We start from the raw sequence: 19,025 nt of genomic DNA on the forward strand, positions 1-19,025 counted from the left end.
GCACGAATGCGCGCATGAGGGGCGCTCCGCCGGGTGTCGTCCCGCCATCCGGCCTACAACGGGCGCCCCGGCCGGACGGCCAGGCACCTCGGAGGCCCGCTCCCCACCGGTGCGCCTCTCGCCACCGTGACCCGCGGGGAGCCCTCTACAGCGGGGCTTCCCACACCACTGTGGTCCCCGCGCCGCCGCCCTCGCCGATCCCTGCCTCGCAGCCGCTCGACCCGCCCAGCGACTCCGCACGCCGTTTGAGGTTGCGCAGTCCACTGCGCCGGCCGCCCTTCGGTATGCCCACCCCGTCGTCCGCGACCGAAAGGCGCACCCCGATGGTCCCGTCCGGCATCGTCGCCGTGGCGTCGACGACGACTTCGATCCGGGCCGCCCGCGCGTGCCGGAAGGCATTGGACAGCGCCTCGCGCAGGGCCGCGATCAGGTTCTTGCCGGTGAGCTCGCCCACGAGCGTGTCGATCGCGCCGACGAAGCGGTACGCGGGTTTGAAGCCCAGTGGCACGGCGGCCATGTTGATCTCCCGCAGCACGCGCGTGCGCAGCCCCGAAGGGGCCTCGGCCGGGCCCTGCTGGAGCGCGAAGATGGCAGTACGGATCTCCTGGATCGTCACGTCCAGCTCGTCCACGGCCCTGCCCACGCCGGTCTGCACCTCGGGCACCGCCGAAGTGCGCTGGGCGCTCTCCAGCATCATCCCGGTGGCGAACAGCCGCTGAATGACCAGGTCGTGGAGGTCGCGGGCGATCCGGTCGCGGTCCTCGTACACCGCGAGCCGCTCCCGGTCCCGCTGCGCCTCCGCCATCATCAGCGCGAGTGCGGCCTGCGAGGCGAACTGGGTGGCCAGGGTCCGCTCCGCCTCCGTGAACTGCTTCCCGCCACGCGCGCGTGGCGTGACGAGCGCGCCGAGCACCCGGCCCCCGCTGTGCAGCGGCAGCAGCATGCTCGGTCCGTATCTGGCCGCCAACTTGCTGATCACGCGCGGGTCGCTCGCCGCGTCATTGACGAACACCGCCTCCCCGTCGAGGAGTTGCGCGATGACGGGACTCTCCGGCGGGATGATCACACCCAGCGACTGGGTCGGGTCGTCGGCAGAGACCGCGACAATCTCCAGGCCGCCCTCGGCGACGGGCAGCAGCACCATTCCGGCAGCCGACGCCGCCAGATGGCGGGCCTGTTCCGCGACGACCGTCAGTGCGTCGTCGGCGTCGCCGCCCGACAACAGGGCAGTGGTGACGGCGACCGAGCCGTCGATCCAGCGCTCACGCTGGCGCGCCGCCTCGTACAACCGGGCATTGCCGATGGCGATCCCGGCCTCGGTGGCGAGCACCCGGACCATGTGCAGGTCGTAGTCGTTGAACTCCGCCCCGCCGACCTTCTCGGTCAAGTAGAGGTTGCCGAAGATCTCACCCTGTACGCGAATGGGCACCCCCAGAAAGGTCCGCATCGGGGGGTGGTGGGCGGGAAATCCGGCGAAGCGCGGGTCGGCCGTCAGGTCGGCGAGCCGCACCGACTCGGGGTGCCTGATCAGTGCGCCGAGGAGGCCCTTGCGACCGTCCGGCAGGCGGCCGATGCGGGCGGCCGACTCCTCGGTGACTCCGTAGGTGACGAAGTCGGACAGCCCGTCGCCCTCCTCGTCGACCACGCCGATCGCCGCGTACCGCGCGCCGGCGAGCTCCGCCGCGGTCTCGCAGATCCGGTCGAGGGTGGAGTGCAGCTCCAGCCCCGTCCCGACGGATCGCATGGCCTCAAGGAGCTGCGGTACACGGGCGGTGAGCTCGGTGGAGAGGCCCTGCAGGCTGCGGGCCGCCTGCGACGCGGCTTCGAGCTCGTCCTCGGTGTCCTTGGCGTCCCAGAGGTCCTTGCTGTCCCTGGGATCGCTCTGGTCGCTCTGGTCGCTCGGGGCGGGCGGCACGTCCGGCACTGACATGCCCTTGAGACTAGTTAGTCCTATTTCAAGAGGAAAGTCGGCTGTCGAGCGATTCAGCCGCCCGTACACGCGGTTCGGCCTTTTGCGCGTTCGGCCTGCCCCCTGCGTAGCGTGGTGCGCCCCGTTGTCAGTGCGCTACGGGCTGCCACGTGCTGACCGGTCCGGCCTCCCGCTCGCGATCCAGCATCCGCCGCAGCGGCCCCTCGGCCTCCGCCAGCGCCGCGTACCCGCCCCGCTGTACGACCCGCCCCTCGTCCAGCACGATCACCTCGTCCACCGCGGCGAGGCCCTCCAGCCGGTGGGTGATGAGCAGCGTCGTACGCCCCTCGGTGGCCCTCAGCAGGTCGGCCGTCAGCGCGTCCGCCGTCGCCAGGTCCAGATGCTCGGCCGGCTCGTCGAGCACCAGGACGGGGAAGTCCGCGAGGAGCGCGCGGGCCAGTGCGAGGCGCTGGCGCTGGCCGCCGGACAGGCGGGCGCCGTGTTCCCCGACAAGCGTGTCGAGCCCGTCGGGCAGCGCGTCGACCCAGGCCAGCAGCCGGGCGGCGCGCAGTGCGTGCCGCAGCTCGTCCTCGGTGGCGTCCGTACGGGCCAGCCTGAGGTTCTCCCGTACAGAGCTGTCGAAGAGGTGCGCGTCCTGCGCGCACAGTCCGACCAGCCGCCGTACGTCGTCCCCCGCCAGCTCCGAGGTGTCCGCACCGCCGAGCGTGTAGGTCCCCGCCTCAGCGTCCAGGAAGCGCAGCAGCACCTGCGCGAGAGTCGTCTTCCCGGATCCGGAGAGGCCGACCACGGCGATCCGGCTGCCCGCCTCCAGCGTCAGGTCGAAGTCCGTCAGCGCGTCCCGCTCCTGCCCGGCGTACCGGGCGCTCAGCCCCCGTACCTCCAACGGGAACGGCGAAAGGGGCCCACGGGCGGGAACATCGGGCTCGTGCACCGGCACCGGCGCGTCCAGAACCTCGTACACCCGCTCCGCGCTGCGCTTGACGCGCTGCCGGTACTGCACGGCGAGCGGCAGCCCGGTGACCGCCTCGAACGCGGCCAGCGGGGTCAGTACCACCACCGCCAGGGACACCCCCGACAGCCGCCCGTCGTGCACGCCCTGCACCCCGACGTACGCGGCGCACGCCACCGTGAGCCCGCACACCAGCGCCGAGAGCCCCCCGCCGAGCGCCGTGGCGGCAGCGGCCCGCGAGGCGATCCGCGTGAGCACCCCGTCGGCCTCCTTCACCTCACCGGTCCGGCGCTTCAGCGCCCCGGCGACGGTCAACTCGGCCGTACCGCCGAGCAGATCGGCGATGCGTGTGGCCAGCGTCCCGCGTGCGGGAGCCAGTTGCCGCTCGGCCCGCCTGGCACACGCCCCGCTCACCAGCGGCACCCCGACCCCGGCGACGATCAGCCCGACGGCCAGCACGACACCCGCCTCCGGCAGCAGCCACGCGGTGAACCCGACTGCCCCGGCGCCCACCGCCACGGCCGCCCCGGCCGGCAGCAGCCAGCGCAGCCAGTAGTCCTGAAGTGCGTCCACGTCGGCGACCAGCCGGGAGAGCAGATCGCCGCGCCTGGTCTCGCGCAGCCCGGCCGGGGCGATCCGCTCCAGCCTGCCGTAGACCGCCGCCCTCAGCTCGGCGAGCATCCGCAGCACGGCGTCGTGCGACACGATTCGCTCGGCGTAGCGGAACACGGCCCGCCCGATGCCGAAGGCCCGGGTCGCCGTGACCGCCACCATCAGATAGAGCACGGGCGGCTGTTCGGACGCCCGCGAGATCAGCCAGCCGGACACGGCCATGAGCCCCACGGCCGAGCCCAGCGCGAGGCTCCCGAGCAGGAGGGCCAGGGCCAGCCGGCCGCGCAGGGCGCCGGCGGCCCCCCGGACCCTGGCCAGTACGCCGACGCCGACGACCCCGTTCGGGGGCTCAGCGACGGGCGCCACGGCGTCCTCGACCGTCCCGCGCGCCGTACCGTCCACCCGCTGCCGCGCCTGAAGGGGCACGGTGGCGCCGCTGTCCGCTACCGGGCGGGACAGCTCGACCACCCGGTCGGCCACCGCGAGCAGCGCGGGACGGTGGACGACCAGCACCACGGTGCGTCCGGCCGCGAGCCGCCGCACGGCATCGACGATGCCCGCCTCCGTCTCACCGTCGAGGTTCGCCGTCGGTTCGTCGAGCAACAGCAGCGGCCGGTCGGCCAGGAACGCCCTTGCCAGGGCGAGTCGTTGCCGCTGCCCCGCCGAGATCCCCGCGCCGTCCTCGCCGAGACGTGTCCGCACCCCCTGGGGGAGGGCGGCCACGAAGTCGTATGCCCCCGCGTCCCGCAGGGCGGCGATCACGGCCGCCTCGTCCGCGTCCGGCCGCGCGAGCCGTACGTTCTCCGCAACTGTTCCCGCGAAGAGGTGCGGGTGTTGCGGCACCCAGGCGATCCGCTCCCGCCACCGCTCCATGGATACGTCGGCCAGGTCTGTGTCCCCGACAAGTACGCGTCCCTCGTCCGGCTGCGCGAAGCCCAGCAGCACATTGAGCAGCGTGGTCTTGCCGACCCCGCTCGGCCCGACGACCGCGACCGTCTCTCCCTCCCCGACGAGCAGCGAGGCCAAGTCGAGCGAGGCCTCGCTTCGCCCCGGGTGCCGGACCGTCACGCCTTCCACCCGCAGCGCACCGGCCGGAACGTCTGCCGTGCCGTCCGGCCGCGGCTGCGTCTCCAGCACTTCGAAGATCTCTTCCGCGGCGGACAGCCCCTCGGCCGCCGCGTGGTACTGCGCCCCGACCTGCCGCAGTGGCAGATACGCCTCGGGCGCGAGCACCAGGATGACCAGGCCCGTGTACAGGTCCAGGTCACCGTGCACGAGTCGCATGCCGATGCCGACTGCCACCAGCGCCACCGAAAGGGTTGCCAGCAGTTCCAGCGCGAAGGACGACAGGAAGGCGATCCGCAACGTCCGCAGAGTGGCCTGGCGGTACTCGTCGGTGATCGAGCGGATCGACTCGGCCTGCGCCTTCGCCCGCCCGAAGACCTTGAGCGTCGACAGCCCGGCGACCACGTCCAGGAAGTGTCCGGACAGCCGGGACAGCAGCCGCCACTGACGGTCCATCCGCGCCTGGGTCGCCCACCCGATGAGAATCATGAAGATCGGGATCAGCGGCAGGGTCACCACGATGACCGCGGCCGAGACCCAGTCCTCGGTGACGATCCGGGCGAGCACCGCCACCGGCACGACCACCGCGAGGCCGAGCTGCGGCAGATACCGGGAGAAGTAGTCGTCCAGCGCATCGACGCCCCGCGTCGCGAGGGCGACCAGCGAACCGACCCGCTGCCCGGTCAGCCACCCCGGCCCCAGACCGACGGCCCTCTCCAGCAGCCGTCCCCGCAGCTCCGACTTGACCGCCGCGCTCGCCCGGTGGGCGGCGAGCTCCGTCAGCCAGGCCACCAGTCCCCGCCCCAGCGCGACCGCCGCCAGCAGAAGCAGCGGGGTGCGCAACTCGGCGCCGTCCAGGCCTCGCTGGAAGGAGCCCACCACCACTTCGGCGATGAGCATCGCCTGGGCGACGACCAGGCCCGCCCCGGCCAGCCCGAGCACCACCACCGCTCCCAGGAAGAAGCGGGTGGCCCGGGCGTACCGGAGCAGACGCGGGTCGATCGGTTTCACGTGAAACATCCCCCACTAGTGGGCATCGGCGATGTGCTGGGTGCCGATGCGCTTACGGAACACCCAGTACGTCCACCCCTGGTACAGCAGCACCACCGGTGTGGCGATCCCGGCGCACCAGGTCATGATCGTCAGGGTGTAGGGCGTGGACGAGGCGTTGGTGACGGTGAGGCTCCACGCGTCGTTCAGCGAGGACGGCATGACGTTCGGGAAGAGCGTCAGGAAGAGCATCGTCACCGCGGCCACGATGGTCACGCCGGACAGGCCGAACGCCCATCCCTCGCGTCCGGCCGCCGTGAATCCGATGGCCACGACCAGTGAGAGCACCGCCACGATCATCGCGACGAGGCTCGCGCCGTCACCGTTGTCCTTCTGCGTCCAGATCAGGAAAACGAGGGCCAGTACCGCGGTGACGACCCCGAGCCGGAGCGCCAGCCCGCGCGCCCGCTGCCGGATGTCGCCGAGGGTCTTGAGCCCGGCGAACACCGCACCGTGGAAGGTGAAGAGGCTCAGTGTGACGAGCCCGCCCAGGAGGGAGTACGGGTTGAGCAGGTCCCACAGGGTCCCGACGTACTCCATGTCCGCGTCGATCTTCACGCCGCGCACGATGTTGCCGAAGGCGACACCCCACAGGAAGGCGGGCAGCAGCGAGGTCCAGAAGATCGCGTGCTCCCAGTTGGTCTGCCAGCGGTCCTCGGTGCGCTTCACCCGGTACTCGAAGGCGACGCCTCGGACGATGAGGCAGAACAGGATGAGCAGCAGCGGCAGATAGAAGCCCGAGAAGAGCGTGGCGTACCACTCGGGGAAGGCGGCGAAGGTCGCACCACCCGCGCTCAGCAGCCACACCTCGTTGCCGTCCCAGACGGGCCCGATGGTGTTGATGAGGACTCGCCGCTCCTTGCGGTCGCGGGCGAGCAGCTTCGTCAGGACACCGATCCCGAAGTCGAATCCTTCCAGGAAGAAGTAGCCGATCCACAGAACGGCGATGAGTACGAACCAGACGTCGTGGAGTTCCATACCTCAGCTCCTCAGTACGAGAAGGCCATAGGCCGGTCGGCGTTTTGGTCGTCGCCGCCGATCTTGGTGGGCGGGTTGAGGTCGTCCTCCGTGAGTTCCGGCGGTCCGGCCTTGACGTACTTCAGGAGCAGCCTGACCTCGATCACGGCGAGCACCGCGTAGAGCGAGGTGAAGACGATCATCGAGGTGATGACCTCGGCCTGCGAGACGCCGGGGGAGACCGCGTCACGGGTGCGCAGGACGCCGTAGACGACCCAGGGCTGGCGCCCCATCTCGGTAAAGATCCAGCCCCAGGAGCTGGCGATCAGCGGGAAGCCCATCGTCCAGAGCGCCAGAAGCCAGTACCACTTGGTGAATCGCGCGCCGAGCACCTTGTTCCGGAAGAGCACCAGATTCGGCGCCTCGTCCTCACCGGTCCGCAGCGCCGGTGGCAGCAGGAACTTCTTGCGGGTCAGCCACAGACCGAGCAGTCCGAGGCCGAAGGACGCCATTCCGAAGCCGATCATCCAGCGGAAGCCCCAGTAGGCGACGGGGATGTTGGGCCGGTAGTCGCCGGGCCCGAACTTCTCCTGCTCGGCCTTGTTGACGTCGTTGATGCCCGGGACGTACGAGCTGAAGTCGTCGTTGGCGAGGAAGGACAGTATTCCGGGGATCTGGATGGCGACGGTGTTGTGGCCGGCGTCGACGTCGCCGTACGCGAAGATCGAGAAGGGCGCGGGCGCCTCGCCCTCCCACAGCGCCTCGGCCGCGGCCATCTTCATCGGCTGCTGCTTGAACATGACCTTGCCGAGCAGGTCGCCGCTGACGGCGGTGAGCAGGCCGGCGATCACCACGGTGATCAGGCCGAGTCGCAGTGAGGTCCGCATCACCGGGATGTGCTTCTTGCGCGCCAGGTGGAAGGCGGAGATGCCGACCATGAACGCGCCGCCGACCAGGAAGGCCGCCGTCATGGTGTGGAAGAACTGGGTGAGCGCGGTGTTCTGGGTGAGCACCGCCCAGAAGTCGGTGAGCTCGGCCCGGCCGCGTTCCTCGTTGATCCGGTAGCCGACCGGGTGCTGCATCCAGGAGTTGGCCGCGAGGATGAAGTACGCGGACAGGACCGTGCCGATCGAGACCATCCAGATGCAGGCGAGGTGGATCTTCTTCGGCAGCTTGTCCCAGCCGAAGATCCACAGCCCGATGAAGGTGGACTCGAAGAAGAACGCGATCAGGGCCTCGAAGGCCAGCGGAGCCCCGAAGACGTCACCCACGAAGCGCGAGTAGTCGGACCAGTTCATGCCGAACTGGAATTCCTGCACGATGCCGGTGACGACGCCCATCGCGATGTTGATCAGGAAGAGCTTGCCCCAGAACTTGGTGGCCCTGAGGTACTTCTCGTTCTCCGTGCGCACCCAGGCGGTCTGCAGGCCGGCGGTGAGCGCGGCGAGCGAGATCGTCAGGGGCACGAAGAGGAAGTGGTAGACGGTGGTAATGCCGAACTGCCATCGCGCCAAGGTCTCCGGCGCCAGAGCTAGGTCCACGTCGTCTTCTCCTTCACATCGCCGTGGGTCACATCGGCAGTTTGGTCCTTTAATCCCACTGATCATGGGAGGAACAAGACTCGCTTGTGAACGTGTTCACATTCACTAGCTATTATGGCGCACGGCTGTTCGGCAGGATCCCCCGGGGGTGCGACTTTCGGGTACGACTGTGCCCCCGCACGCCAAAAGGGCATGCGGGGGCACGGGCAGCACCGGGCGAGAGCCGCTCTACGGCTCCTTGCGGAACGCCTCCGCGGCATGCAGGAAGACATCATTGGCCTCGGTCTCGCCGATGGTGACCCGCAGACCCTCGCCCGCGAAGGGCCGCACCACGACGCCGGCCTTCTCGCAGGCCGCCGCGAAGTCGGTCGTACGCTCCCCCAGCCGCAGCCAGACGAAGTTCGCCTGGGTCTCGGGCACGGTCCAGCCCTGCTCGACCAGGCCGTCGTACACCCGCGCCCGCTCCGCGACCAGCGAGCCGACCCGGCCGAGCAGCTCGTCCTCCGCCCGCAACGAGGCGACGGCCGCGTCCTGTGCCAGCTGGCTCACACCGAAGGGCACCGCGGTCTTGCGCAGCGCGGCCGCCACCGGCTCGTGCGCGACGGCGAACCCGACCCGCAGCCCGGCCAGGCCGTACGCCTTGGAGAAGGTCCGCAGCACCGCCACGTTCGGCCGGTCGCGGTAGAGCTCGATGCCGTCCGGGACATCGGCGTCCCGGACGAACTCCCGGTAGGCCTCGTCCAGCACCACCAGCACGTCGGACGGCACCCGGTCCAAGAAGCGCTCCAGCTCGGCCCGGCGTACCGCGGTGCCGGTCGGGTTGTTCGGGTTGCAGACGAAGATCAGCCGGGTCCTGTCGGTGATCGCGTCGGCCATCGCGTCCAGATCGTGCACATCGCCGGCCGTGAGCGGCACCTGCACGGCGGTGGCACCGCTGACGCGCGTGATGATCGGGTAGGCCTCGAAGGAGCGCCAGGCGTAGATCACCTCGTCGCCGGGCCCCGAAGTCGCCTGCAGCAGCGACTGCGCGACGCCGACCGACCCGGTGCCGGTGGCCAGGTGCGTCAGCGGCACCCCGAACCGGTCGGCGAGCTCGTTCATCAGACCGGTGCAGGCCATGTCCGGGTAACGGTTGAAATGACCGGCGGCGGCGACCGTGCTCGCCAGCACGCTGGGCAGCGGCGGATACGGGTTCTCGTTGGAGGACAGCTTGTACGCCACCGGCTCCCCGGCCGCCGCCGCACTCCGCCCCGGCTTGTAGGTGGGAATGCCGTCCAGCGCCGTGCGCAGCTTGGGGCTCTTCTCGCTCACTCTGGGTCCTCCTCGACCGTACGACCGCCAATGCTGCTCACCTTATGAGGATTGGCCGCCGCTGCGAATGGGCGGTGGGAAGAAGAACGGGAGGAGGGCCGAAGGGGCGGGGGGCGCTCGCCGCCCTGGCGCACGCCGGTGGCCCACGCCGTGGCGCGCATCCCTCGTGAAGGTGAGTTGAGACCTCTTCGAGACATGGACACTTGGCGCGCCCACGCCGGTCCATGGGCGCCGCCACCCACCCAAACCCCATAATCCCCTTGCATTCCAAGGTCATTGACGGGTCATCACCATGCAGAAACGTGCCTGTCAATGAGTGCATATGCACCCGCCCTAACCGCCCGCCCGAGCCCTACTATCGGCTCGCCATGACAGCAGCAGGGAAGCATCAGGTGAGCCGGACGGAACCACCCCGGCGGAGCACCCGGCCAGGACGCGCGGGCATCAGAGACGTCGCCGCAGCCGCAGGCGTCTCGATCACGACCGTCTCCGACGCGCTCAATGGCAAGGGCCGGCTCCCGGACGCCACCCGCAGCCATGTCCGCGAGGTCGCCGAACGGCTGGGCTATCGCCCGTCCGCGGCGGCCCGAACCCTCCGTACCGGCAAGTCGGGCCTCATCGGCCTGACCGTGACCACGTACGGGGATGAACCTTTCACCTTCACTGAATTCGCCTACTTCGCCGAGATGGTCAGAGCCGCGACCTCGGCCGCGCTCGCCCGCGGCTACGCACTGGTCATCCTGCCCGCCACCTCCCGTCACGACGTCTGGTCGAACGTCGCCCTCGACGGAACCGTCGTCATCGACCCGTCCGACCAGGACGCGGTCGTCACCGAACTCGTACGCCAGGGCGTTCCCGTCGTCTCCGACGGCCGCCCGGCCGGCAGCCTGCCCGTGACGGCCTGGGTCGACAACGACCACGAGGCCGCCGTCCTCGGCCTGCTCGACCATCTCGCCGACGCCGGTGCCCGCCGAATCGGGCTGCTCACCGGGAACACCACAGACACCTACACCCGCCTCTCCACCGCCGCGTACCTGCAGTGGTGCGAGCGGGTCGGCCAGGACCCCGTCTACGAGTCCTATCCGGCCCACGACCCCTGTGCGGGCGCCGTCGCCGCCGACCGGCTGCTGGCCCGCCCGGACAGGCCGGACGCCGTCTACGGGCTCTTCGACCCCAACGGCACCGATCTGCTCGCCGCCGCCCGCCGCTACGGGCTGCGCGTCCCCGAGGATCTGCTGCTGGTCTGCTGCAGCGAATCCACCTTGTACGCCGTCACCGAACCGCCCATCACCACACTCTCGCTGAAACCACGCAGGATCGGCACCGCGGTGGTCCAGCTCCTCATCGACGCGATCGAAGGCCTCAACACCGACCGACCCGTCGAGCAGGTCATACCCACGGAGCTCATCGTCCGGACGTCCTCACAGCGGAGGCCGCCGCGCACGACGGTGAGCGCGCCCCGCTCGCCGGCCGGGGACTGAGACCCGGGAGGGGGGCCGGAGGCCGAGCCCGAGGAACAAGTCCGAGGGCCGAGTCCGACGACCGTTGGGGACCGACCTCCCCAATTCGGACGAAACAACCGGTGAACCATAGGTGCAGCCGGATTCACCACCCCTGGTGCGTCACACAGCACGAGCGTCATTCCTATGATGGGCGCACGACACTGCGGACCACCCGAGACCAGGTGGGATCGTCAGGTGTAGGCGGCGCGACGGTGGTGGAGGGGTCGATGACTCAGGGGGCCGGTCAGGGACCCGCGGTGCGGACGGCTACATTGCGGGATTTCCGCGTACCGCCGTACGCACAGGCCCCCATTCCCGAGCAGGCGGGCGCCTACGGAATCGACGAGGAGCCGGAGGGGTACACGCCCACTCAGCGCGACCTCCCGGTCATCGGCCGCGGCGGCCCGGGAGACACCGTTCAGGTGACGGTGCAGACGGAGCCCGAGCCGCGGTTCGCGAACGGCGAAGGCCTCGGCCCGCTCTTCGTCGTGGGTGACGTGCACGGCTATCTGGACCAGCTGATCGACGCGCTGGCCGAGCAGGGACTCATCGACGCGGAGGGCCAGTGGGCGGCGGGCAACGCCCGCCTCTGGTTCCTCGGCGACTTCACCGACCGCGGCCCCGACGGCATCGGCGTCATCGACCTGGTGATGCGGCTCTCGGCGCAGGCCGCGGCGGCCGGTGGCTACTGCAAGGCGCTGATGGGCAACCACGAGCTGCTCCTCATCGGCGCCAGGCGGTTCGGCGACACCCCCGTCAACTCCGGGGCGGGCACCGCCACCTTCCAGGCCGCCTGGCTCCTCAACGGCGGCCAGAAGTCCGACATGGACCGCCTCCAGGACGTACATCTGCAGTGGATGTCCCGCCTCGACGCGGTCGCGCTGGAGGACTCGCATCTTCTGACGCACTCCGACACCACGGCATACCTCGATTACGGCTCCACCATCGAGGACGTGAACGACACGATTCACGCCATCCTCACCCGCAACGACGCCGACGAGTGCTGGGATGTCTTCCGCAAGCTGACCAAGCGCTTCGCCTTCCGCGACGAGGGCGGCTCACAAGCGGTGCGCGATCTGCTGGAAGCCTATGGCGGCGAGCGCATCGTCCACGGTCACAGCCCCATCCCGTATCTGCTGGGCCAGGTCGGCAACGAGAGTTCCGAGGACGGCGACGGCGGTTCGGGCCCGAACGTGGAAGGCCCTCATGTGTACGCCGACGGGCTCGCCATCGCCATGGACGGCGGCGTCACCATGGCCGGAAAGCTGCTCGTGGTGCAACTCCCCTTGCAGGATTGACGCATGACAGGCGCATAACCGGGAAGGCGAAGCACCATACAGAGTGTGTTCACCGCCGGGCCCAATTCTGGAAACCCCCTGTCACCCCGTGCCGTAGGCGCTCTACCATCGGCTTATCCGTAGCAGGCTCTCCTCCGTTTCCGCCCAATCGCCCGTTCGAAGCGGGCGATCCGGCCCTACGGAGCATCGGGGGATGCACATGAACAGCGCTCCGCACCTGCTGGCCGAGGACCGCCCGGAATATGAGCGCGTCCTCGATGAAGCACTGCGCAACGCGCACGACCACCCGGACCTCGCCGCCGTCGGACAGCGCCTCAACACCGAACAGCTGCGCACCATGGCGCTGAACGCCAGCGCGATCATCAGCGCCGCCGCGGCTGCCGAGTACGACCACTATGTGAAGGCCCGCGAGGAACTGCGCACGCCCCGCGGCGCGGACCGCGGCAGCAGCTCCGTCCTCGCCATGGGCGAGCCCGAGGCGGCCGGCGCGGGCGCCGTCGCCGTCGTCGCCGTGCTGACCCCGGTACTGGCGGGCACGGCCGCCGCGATCTTCCTGCTCGTCGGGTATCTGCTGAAGATGCTCACCCCCGAGCCGGCCTTCGCCGAAACACTGCTGACGGCGGGCTGGCTCTTCGGGGCGATCACAGCGGCGGGCATCCTGGTCGCCGCCGTCGGGCTGCTGCTGACGGCCCTGCGCAACGGCTCGTCCGCGTTCGGCGACGGCCCTGGAGGTGGGCCGACCGGAGAGGTCGGCCAGGCGAAGGAGGCCTGGCGGCACGCCCTGCTCGAACGCGGGGTCGTGCCGTTCCTGCGGGAGGCCCTGGCCGACCCGAAGGCCGGGCAGAGCGCCCCGACGCCGCAGCGGTCGGCGGGCCGTATCCCCAATCTGGGTTACTCACGGCCGGACTTCGGCAGCCCCGGCCCCGACGGCGACACCGCGCCCGGACCGCGCCCGAGCTTCTCCAGCCCCGACTTCTCCAGTCCCGACTACGGCGGCCCGGACCACAAACCGGAGTAAGTGGTCCGGGCCGATCGTCAACCGTGGATGATCAGTCGGCGATCGGGAGGTACACCCGGTTGCCGGCCGCCGCGAACTCCGCCGACTTCTCCGCCATCCCCGCCTCGACCTCCTCCTGCGTACCGCCGTGGTCGCGCCGGATGTCGTGACTGATCTTCATCGAGCAGAACTTCGGACCGCACATCGAGCAGAAGTGCGCGGTCTTCGCCTGCTCCGCGGGAAGCGTCTCGTCGTGGAACTCCCGTGCCGTGTCCGGGTCCAGGGCCAGATTGAACTGGTCCTCCCAGCGGAACTCGAAGCGCGCGTCCGACAGCGCGTCGTCCCAGTCCTGCGCCCCCGGGTGCCCCTTGGCGAGGTCCGCGGCATGTGCGGCGATCTTGTACGTGATGACGCCGGTCTTCACGTCGTCCCGGTTGGGCAGCCCCAGGTGCTCCTTGGGCGTGACGTAGCAGAGCATCGCCGTCCCCCACCAGGCGATCATCGCCGCGCCGATGCCGGAGGTGATGTGGTCGTACGCCGGGGCCACATCCGTGGTCAGCGGGCCGAGCGTGTAGAACGGGGCCTCCTCGCAGATCTCCTGCTGGAGGTCGATGTTCTCCTTGATCTTGTGCATCGGGACGTGCCCGGGGCCCTCGATCATGGTCTGTACGTTGTGCCGCTTGGCGATCGTGTTGAGCTCGCCGAGGGTCGTCAGCTCGGCGAACTGCGCCTCGTCGTTGGCGTCCGCGATCGAGCCCGGCCGCAGGCCGTCGCCGAGCGAGTACGTCACGTCGTACGCCGCGAGGATGTCGCAGAGCTCCTCGAAGTTCTCGTAGAGGAACGACTCCTTGTGGTGCGCCAGACACCAGGCCGCCATGATCGAGCCGCCGCGCGAGACGATGCCGGTCTTGCGGCGGGCGGTCATCGGCACATACCGGAGGCGCACACCGGCATGGACCGTCATGTAGTCGACGCCCTGCTCGGCCTGCTCGATGATGGTGTCCTTGTAGACCTCCCAGGTCAGCTCCTCGGCCTTGCCGTCCACCTTTTCCAACGCCTGGTAGAGCGGGACAGTGCCGATCGGGACGGGGGAGTTGCGCAGCACCCATTCGCGGGTGGCGTGGATGTTGCGGCCGGTCGAGAGGTCCATGACCGTGTCCGCGCCCCACTTGGTGGCCCAGGTCATCTTGTCGACCTCCTCCTCGATGGAGGAGGTGACCGCGGAGTTCCCGATGTTGGCGTTGACCTTCACCAGGAACCGCTTCCCGATGATCATCGGCTCGATCTCGGGGTGGTTCACGTTCATCGGCATGACCGCCCGGCCCGCGGCGATCTCCTCGCGCACGACCTCGGGGGACACGTTCTCCCGGATGGCGATGTACTCCATCTCCGGGGTGACGTCGCCGCGACGGGCGTACGCGAGCTGCGTCACCGCCTGCCCGTCACGGCCCCTGCGGGGCAGCCGCGGCCGGCCGGGGAACACCGCGTCGAGGTTGCGCAGTCCACCGCGCGGCGAGGTGTGCTTGATCCCGTCGTCCTCCGGACGGAGCGGGCGGCCCGTGTACTCCTCGGTGTCGCCGCGACCGATGATCCAGTTCTCCCGCAGCGGCGCGAGCCCCCGGCGGACGTCCGTCTCGATGGTGGGGTCGGTGTACGGGCCGGACGTGTCGTACAGCGTCACGTCCTTCCCGTTGGTGAGGTGCACCTGTCGGACCGGCACCCGGAGGTCGGGGCGCGAGCCCTCGACGTATCCCTTGTGCCAGCCCGGCTTGCGCTCCGCCTGATCGGCGGCAGGCGTGCGTGCATCCTGAATGGTCATGAGACCTACTCCCTACGCCGGCATTACCCGGTAACAGGTTCGGCGGTCGACGCAGCGGCTTCCGCATCCGGCGTTCCGGCATGAGCCGGACATTCCGTACGGAGGTCAGCGTCCTCTCAGCCCGGTGCTCCGAGCTCCCGCGTGTGCAAAGGTGCCCCCACGCTAGCGTCATCTCTGGCGCGCTGAACAGAGGGCCCCCGTCGTTCTTGCGATGATCGGTCGGTGACGCACCCACAGCCGACTCCAGAACAACACGGCCACACCCACAGCCACGGGCCCGCCGCACCGGTCTCCAAACATCTGCGCAAGGTGATCGCGGCGGTGCTGATCCCCTTCGCGGCGGCGGTCGTCGTCGGCCTTGTCATGCTCTGGCCCGGCGGTGCGCCTGCCCATGAGCGCACGGGTGTCGGCTTCGACCGGCAGACGGTCCAGGGCAAGGTCACCGCCGTACAGCGCGTCGACTGCAAGGACGTGAACGCCGCCCAGGTCCCGCCGACCGGCGACACCTCCACGCCCGAGGGCCGCGAGGCACAGCAGGCCGCGACGGGCAGCTGCAAGAAGGCGACCGTCGAAGTCACCTCCGGCAAGGACAAGGACAGAACCTTCACGGAGATCGTCCAGCCGGACGCACCGCGGCAGTTGAACGACGGCCAGGGCGTGGTGGTGGCGTACGCGCCCGACGCGCCCCGCGACCTGCAGTACTCGGTGACCGATGTGAACCGCAAGGTTCCGATGGCCCTGCTGGCCGGGATCTTCGCCCTCGCGGTGATCGTCGTCGGCCGAATGAAGGGCCTGATGGCGCTGATCGCGCTCGCGGTGTCCTTCGCGATCCTGACCCTGTTCATCCTGCCCGCGATCCTGCAGGGCTCGAATCCGCTGGTCGTCGCGGTCGTCGGAGCGAGCGCCATCATGCTGATCGCGCTCTACGCCTGCCACGGACTGACGGCCCGCACGTCCGTCGCGGTGGTCGGCACGCTCATCTCACTGCTGCTGATCGGGCTGCTCGGCTCGCTCTTCATCGGGTGGGCGTTCCTGAGCGGCAACACCGACGACAACACCGGCCTTATCCATGGCCTCTACCCGGACATCGACATGAGCGGTCTGCTGCTCGCCGGCGTCATCATCGGATCGCTCGGCGTGCTCGACGACGTGACGGTCACTCAGACATCGGCCGTCTGGGAACTCCACCAGGCGGATCCGAAGATGGGCCCCCGCGCCCTCTACCGGGCGGGCATCCGCATCGGCCGCGACCACATCGCGTCCGTGGTCAATACGCTGGTGCTGGCCTACGCGGGTGCGGCGCTGCCCCTGTTGCTGCTCTTCTCGATCGCTCAGAGCAGTGTCGGCACGGTCGCGAACAGCGAGCTGGTGGCGGCAGAGATCGTACGGACCCTGGTCGGCTCGATCGGTCTGGTCGCCTCGGTGCCGGTGACCACGGCGCTGGCGGCGCTGGTCGTGTCCGCCGACCGGTCGGGCGCCCCCGCCGCCGTCGGGCCAGCCGCCCCCTCCGGACCGGCCGGCTCCCCGCAGACACCCGCCGAGTCCCCGGCGCGCGGATCGAGCGGCAGGCGCGGCCGGGGCAGGCGCCGCAAACCCTGACCCCGCGACGCTCGGCCGTCGGCCAGTGGGCGCCCGGGGCTTGCGGGCGCTCGCCCGGTGGCTCCGCGGCGTCAGCCCGCGGTCTCCTCCGCGAGGATCCGGCCGAGCGCCGCCTCCAGATTCCCCTCGAAGTCCCCGAGGGTGCGCTCCTGCCCCAGCGGCACGAGCTTGTCCGTACGGTCGAGGAAGGCCACGAGCGGCGCCGCGCTCGCCCGGAACAGCGCGCAGTCGTCGCCGACCCGGAGCCGGAGGTGCACGTCCAGCAGGTCCCCGAGATCGCTCGGCTCGATGTGCACATCGCCTTCGCCGCACGCCTCGCTGAGGCCGTCCAGAAGCAGCTCACGGCCGAAGGTCCAGCTGACGGGGGCGTCGCCGGGGAGGTGGAACGTCATTCTGATCGCGTAGGGATCTCTGGCCGCGTACTGGAGCTCCACCGGGATCCGGAAGGAGAGCTCCTCGGAGACAAGGAAGCTCATCATGACCTCTGCCTGAACCGACTCGCGCATCACTCACCCCGCACTTTGTGTAACTGGCCAGGAATGGTCCCTCCTGGCCCTATTGACGTAATCGTGCTGGAAGCGCTAGCGGATCACAAGGAGTGATTTTTCAGATACTGATAGAGAATGCGAGGGAGTTGAGCAACGCCCCTACCGCAGTGCGGAGTTGCTCAATCGCGGGTAGCAACTGATCTTCTTGACTTGCCGGTACGGAAACGGCCAAAGCGGCAGCAGTGTCACCCACCGTGATCGGAATGGCCGCGCAGAGGGCGCCGAGCGCGTACTCCTGACGCTCCACCACCGGCCGCATCCGCTCCGTCGCGGCCAGCCGCGCCAGCAGGGCGTCCCGGTCCTGCACGGAGTACGGGGTGAGCGGCCGGACGGGGTGGCGGTCCAAGTGGTCCCGGCGGGCCGCTTCGTCGAGCTGGCTCAGCAGGCACTGGCCCAGCGCGTGCGCGTGTCCGGTCTCGCGGAAGTCGGCCCACTCCTCGACGGCGGGGAGCGCGGGGCTCTGGGCGACCGCGACCAGGTCGATCTCACCGTCGCGGTAGACCGCGAAGTAGACGGGGACGCCGATGGTGTCCCGCCAGTGCTCCAGCGACTGCGTGATCATGCCGCGGCGGCGCTGCTGCACACTGCCCCGCGCCAGCCGCCCGGCCGCGTCACCGAGCACGAACACCCCGCTCTCGCGCCGCAGATAGCCCTCGTGGACCAGCGTGCGCAGCAGGTGGTAGGCGGTGGGGAGGGGGAGGCCGGCCTCCCGGGCGAGCTGTTTCGCCGGGGCCCCGTCCCGATGGGCACCCACGGCTTCGAGGAGCCGAAGGGCTCGCTGCACCGAGCCGATCAGGGTTGGTACAGCGGCGGTTTGAGCCGTGGCCACAGGCACCCCCAGGCGTGCTGACGGGCAACGTGCCCGCCCTGCGGGGGCCGCCCCCGCGAGCCCGCCGCGAACCTGGTGCCGACCGGAGAGGTACGTACCGCTGGTCAGCGGGGTTGCCGGGCCATGGGTCCCAGGAGGCAGCAGAGGTTCGTCACTGTAACGGCCGAATCCGGGCCCGCACGCGGTTTCCCGGGCCCGGGTCCCTCAAGTGGGCTAACGGCCGTGCGGGGCACGGACGGGCCGCCCAGCACCGTCCGGCCGACGCCACGGCGCGGCCGACCACCACCGTCCGGCTACCAGCCACTGTCCGAGGACGACGAGGAGGACCCCTTGAACTTCCGCACGACGTAGATCAGACCGCCGACCAGGGCGACGAAGATCAGGATTTTGAAGAGCAGCCAGATCAGCACACTGATCGCGCTCAGAATCGCGCCGCCGAACACGACCAGGGCGAGGACCGGCAGCGCGACCCACTTCACCCACCACGGCAGTCCCGCGATTATCTCCCGTACAGCCATCGTCCTGCCTCTTCCCACTCAGTAGTCCGGAGCACTCGCTCCGAGCCGAACTTCCTGGTCCCGATGCTAGGCGCGCACCGGGGGCCAACGGGGCGCTCCGAGCCCTTGAAGACCCCTGACCGTCCCCCTAGGGAATCCGGCGGGTCCGGGTCAGCTCTCGGGCGGAGAGAAGACCACCATCACCCGCAGATCCTCGGTGATGTGATGGAACTTGTGCGGCACGGAAGCCGGTACGTACACGACGCTCCCCCGCCCCACCAGCGTCGTTTCCATCCCGACCGTGATGGAGGCCCGGCCGCTCACGACGAAGTACACCTCGTCCTGCCCGTGCGGCGCTTGCGGGTCGGTGTCGCCCGCGTCCAGCGCGTACAGGCCGACCGACATGTTCCTCTCCCACAGGAACTGCAGATACGCGCCGTCATTGGCCGCGCGCTCCGCCTCGAGCTCGTCAAGTCGGAATGCCTTCATCGTCCGTCCGTCCCTCGGCCGCCGTGCGCCGG

General features: G+C 69.9%; 14 protein-coding genes. 4 read left to right on the plus strand and 10 right to left on the minus strand.

What is annotated here, in order from left to right; all coding sequences use genetic code 11:
* Positions 1–145 precede the first annotated feature (145 nt).
* The 5 genes from ACLLJJ_RS17620 to hisC all read right to left on the minus strand — a co-directional run bounded on the left by ACLLJJ_RS17620 (position 146) and on the right by hisC (position 9,415).
* Positions 146–1,930 (minus strand): GAF domain-containing protein, encoded by a 1,785-nt coding sequence (locus ACLLJJ_RS17620; RefSeq protein WP_434592283.1) that lies wholly within the window; start codon positions 1,928–1,930, stop codon positions 146–148.
* A 127-nt stretch (positions 1,931–2,057) separates the two neighbouring features.
* Positions 2,058–5,567, minus strand: coding sequence for a thiol reductant ABC exporter subunit CydD (gene cydD, locus ACLLJJ_RS17625; protein WP_434592285.1), 3,510 nt, complete (start codon positions 5,565–5,567; stop codon positions 2,058–2,060).
* A 15-nt stretch (positions 5,568–5,582) separates the two neighbouring features.
* Complete coding sequence (gene cydB / locus ACLLJJ_RS17630; RefSeq protein WP_434592287.1) at positions 5,583–6,584, minus strand: cytochrome d ubiquinol oxidase subunit II; 1,002 nt, start codon at positions 6,582–6,584, stop codon at positions 5,583–5,585.
* A gap of 11 nt (positions 6,585–6,595) precedes the next feature.
* Positions 6,596–8,104: a cytochrome ubiquinol oxidase subunit I gene (locus tag ACLLJJ_RS17635; RefSeq protein WP_434592289.1), complete on the minus strand. Its 1,509-nt coding sequence runs from the start codon at positions 8,102–8,104 to the stop codon at positions 6,596–6,598.
* A 228-nt stretch (positions 8,105–8,332) separates the two neighbouring features.
* Entirely contained in the window at positions 8,333–9,415 is a 1,083-nt protein-coding gene (hisC, locus tag ACLLJJ_RS17640) for a histidinol-phosphate transaminase (RefSeq protein ID WP_434592292.1), read from the minus strand.
* A 368-nt stretch (positions 9,416–9,783) separates the two neighbouring features.
* On the opposite strand from hisC, the gene ACLLJJ_RS17645 reads away from it, so the two are divergent.
* The 3 genes from ACLLJJ_RS17645 to ACLLJJ_RS17655 all read left to right on the plus strand — a co-directional run bounded on the left by ACLLJJ_RS17645 (position 9,784) and on the right by ACLLJJ_RS17655 (position 13,233).
* A complete protein-coding gene (locus tag ACLLJJ_RS17645) occupies positions 9,784–10,896 on the plus strand; it encodes a LacI family DNA-binding transcriptional regulator (protein ID WP_434592295.1) in 1,113 nt (370 codons plus the stop codon).
* A 248-nt stretch (positions 10,897–11,144) separates the two neighbouring features.
* Complete coding sequence (locus tag ACLLJJ_RS17650; protein ID WP_434592297.1) at positions 11,145–12,215, plus strand: metallophosphoesterase; 1,071 nt, start codon at positions 11,145–11,147, stop codon at positions 12,213–12,215.
* Positions 12,216–12,408: 193 nt separating this feature from the next.
* Positions 12,409–13,233, plus strand: coding sequence for a hypothetical protein (locus tag ACLLJJ_RS17655; protein WP_434592300.1), 825 nt, complete (start codon positions 12,409–12,411; stop codon positions 13,231–13,233).
* 31 nt (positions 13,234–13,264) lie between these two features.
* On the opposite strand, the gene thiC is transcribed toward ACLLJJ_RS17655, so the two are convergent.
* Positions 13,265–15,031, minus strand: a complete 1,767-nt coding sequence (thiC, locus tag ACLLJJ_RS17660; RefSeq protein WP_434592303.1) for a phosphomethylpyrimidine synthase ThiC — start codon at positions 15,029–15,031, stop codon at positions 13,265–13,267.
* A gap of 222 nt (positions 15,032–15,253) precedes the next feature.
* Here thiC and ACLLJJ_RS17665 point away from each other — a divergent pair, with 222 nt between their 5' ends.
* The gene (locus ACLLJJ_RS17665) at positions 15,254–16,630 is read left to right on the plus strand and encodes a YibE/F family protein (RefSeq protein ID WP_434592305.1); all 1,377 of its coding nucleotides are present in this window, start codon (positions 15,254–15,256) and stop codon (positions 16,628–16,630) included.
* A gap of 71 nt (positions 16,631–16,701) precedes the next feature.
* Here the strand turns inward: ACLLJJ_RS17665 and ACLLJJ_RS17670 are convergent, their stop codons facing one another.
* The 4 genes from ACLLJJ_RS17670 to ACLLJJ_RS17685 all read right to left on the minus strand — a co-directional run bounded on the left by ACLLJJ_RS17670 (position 16,702) and on the right by ACLLJJ_RS17685 (position 18,993).
* Positions 16,702–17,136, minus strand: coding sequence for an SsgA family sporulation/cell division regulator (locus ACLLJJ_RS17670; RefSeq protein WP_283521984.1), 435 nt, complete (start codon positions 17,134–17,136; stop codon positions 16,702–16,704).
* 100 nt (positions 17,137–17,236) lie between these two features.
* Positions 17,237–17,962 (minus strand): IclR family transcriptional regulator, encoded by a 726-nt coding sequence (locus ACLLJJ_RS17675; protein ID WP_434592307.1) that lies wholly within the window; start codon positions 17,960–17,962, stop codon positions 17,237–17,239.
* Between the two features lie 338 nt (positions 17,963–18,300).
* Positions 18,301–18,525: a DUF5326 family protein gene (locus tag ACLLJJ_RS17680; RefSeq protein WP_434592309.1), complete on the minus strand. Its 225-nt coding sequence runs from the start codon at positions 18,523–18,525 to the stop codon at positions 18,301–18,303.
* Positions 18,526–18,675: 150 nt separating this feature from the next.
* Positions 18,676–18,993: a cupin domain-containing protein gene (locus ACLLJJ_RS17685; RefSeq protein ID WP_434592312.1), complete on the minus strand. Its 318-nt coding sequence runs from the start codon at positions 18,991–18,993 to the stop codon at positions 18,676–18,678.
* Between the last annotated feature and the right edge of the window lie 32 nt (positions 18,994–19,025).

It is taken from the genome of Streptomyces sp. A5-4, from assembly GCF_051131715.1.
Classification (GTDB): domain Bacteria; phylum Actinomycetota; class Actinomycetes; order Streptomycetales; family Streptomycetaceae; genus Streptomyces.

What these genes read in the sequence shown, in the direction of transcription:
- ACLLJJ_RS17620 (WP_434592283.1), bottom strand. Translation starts at nt 1,930, where the DNA reads ATGTCAGTGCCGGACGTGCCGCCCGCCCCGAGCGACCAGAGCGACCAG.
- cydB (WP_434592287.1), bottom strand. Translation starts at nt 6,584, where the DNA reads ATGGAACTCCACGACGTCTGGTTCGTACTCATCGCCGTTCTGTGGATC.
- ACLLJJ_RS17645 (WP_434592295.1), top strand. Translation starts at nt 9,784, where the DNA reads ATGACAGCAGCAGGGAAGCATCAGGTGAGCCGGACGGAACCACCCCGG.
- ACLLJJ_RS17650 (WP_434592297.1), top strand. Translation starts at nt 11,145, where the DNA reads ATGACTCAGGGGGCCGGTCAGGGACCCGCGGTGCGGACGGCTACATTG.
- ACLLJJ_RS17655 (WP_434592300.1), top strand. Translation starts at nt 12,409, where the DNA reads ATGCACATGAACAGCGCTCCGCACCTGCTGGCCGAGGACCGCCCGGAA.
- thiC (WP_434592303.1), bottom strand. Translation starts at nt 15,031, where the DNA reads ATGACCATTCAGGATGCACGCACGCCTGCCGCCGATCAGGCGGAGCGC.
- ACLLJJ_RS17670 (WP_283521984.1), bottom strand. Translation starts at nt 17,136, where the DNA reads ATGCGCGAGTCGGTTCAGGCAGAGGTCATGATGAGCTTCCTTGTCTCC.
- ACLLJJ_RS17680 (WP_434592309.1), bottom strand. Translation starts at nt 18,525, where the DNA reads ATGGCTGTACGGGAGATAATCGCGGGACTGCCGTGGTGGGTGAAGTGG.
- ACLLJJ_RS17685 (WP_434592312.1), bottom strand. Translation starts at nt 18,993, where the DNA reads ATGAAGGCATTCCGACTTGACGAGCTCGAGGCGGAGCGCGCGGCCAAT.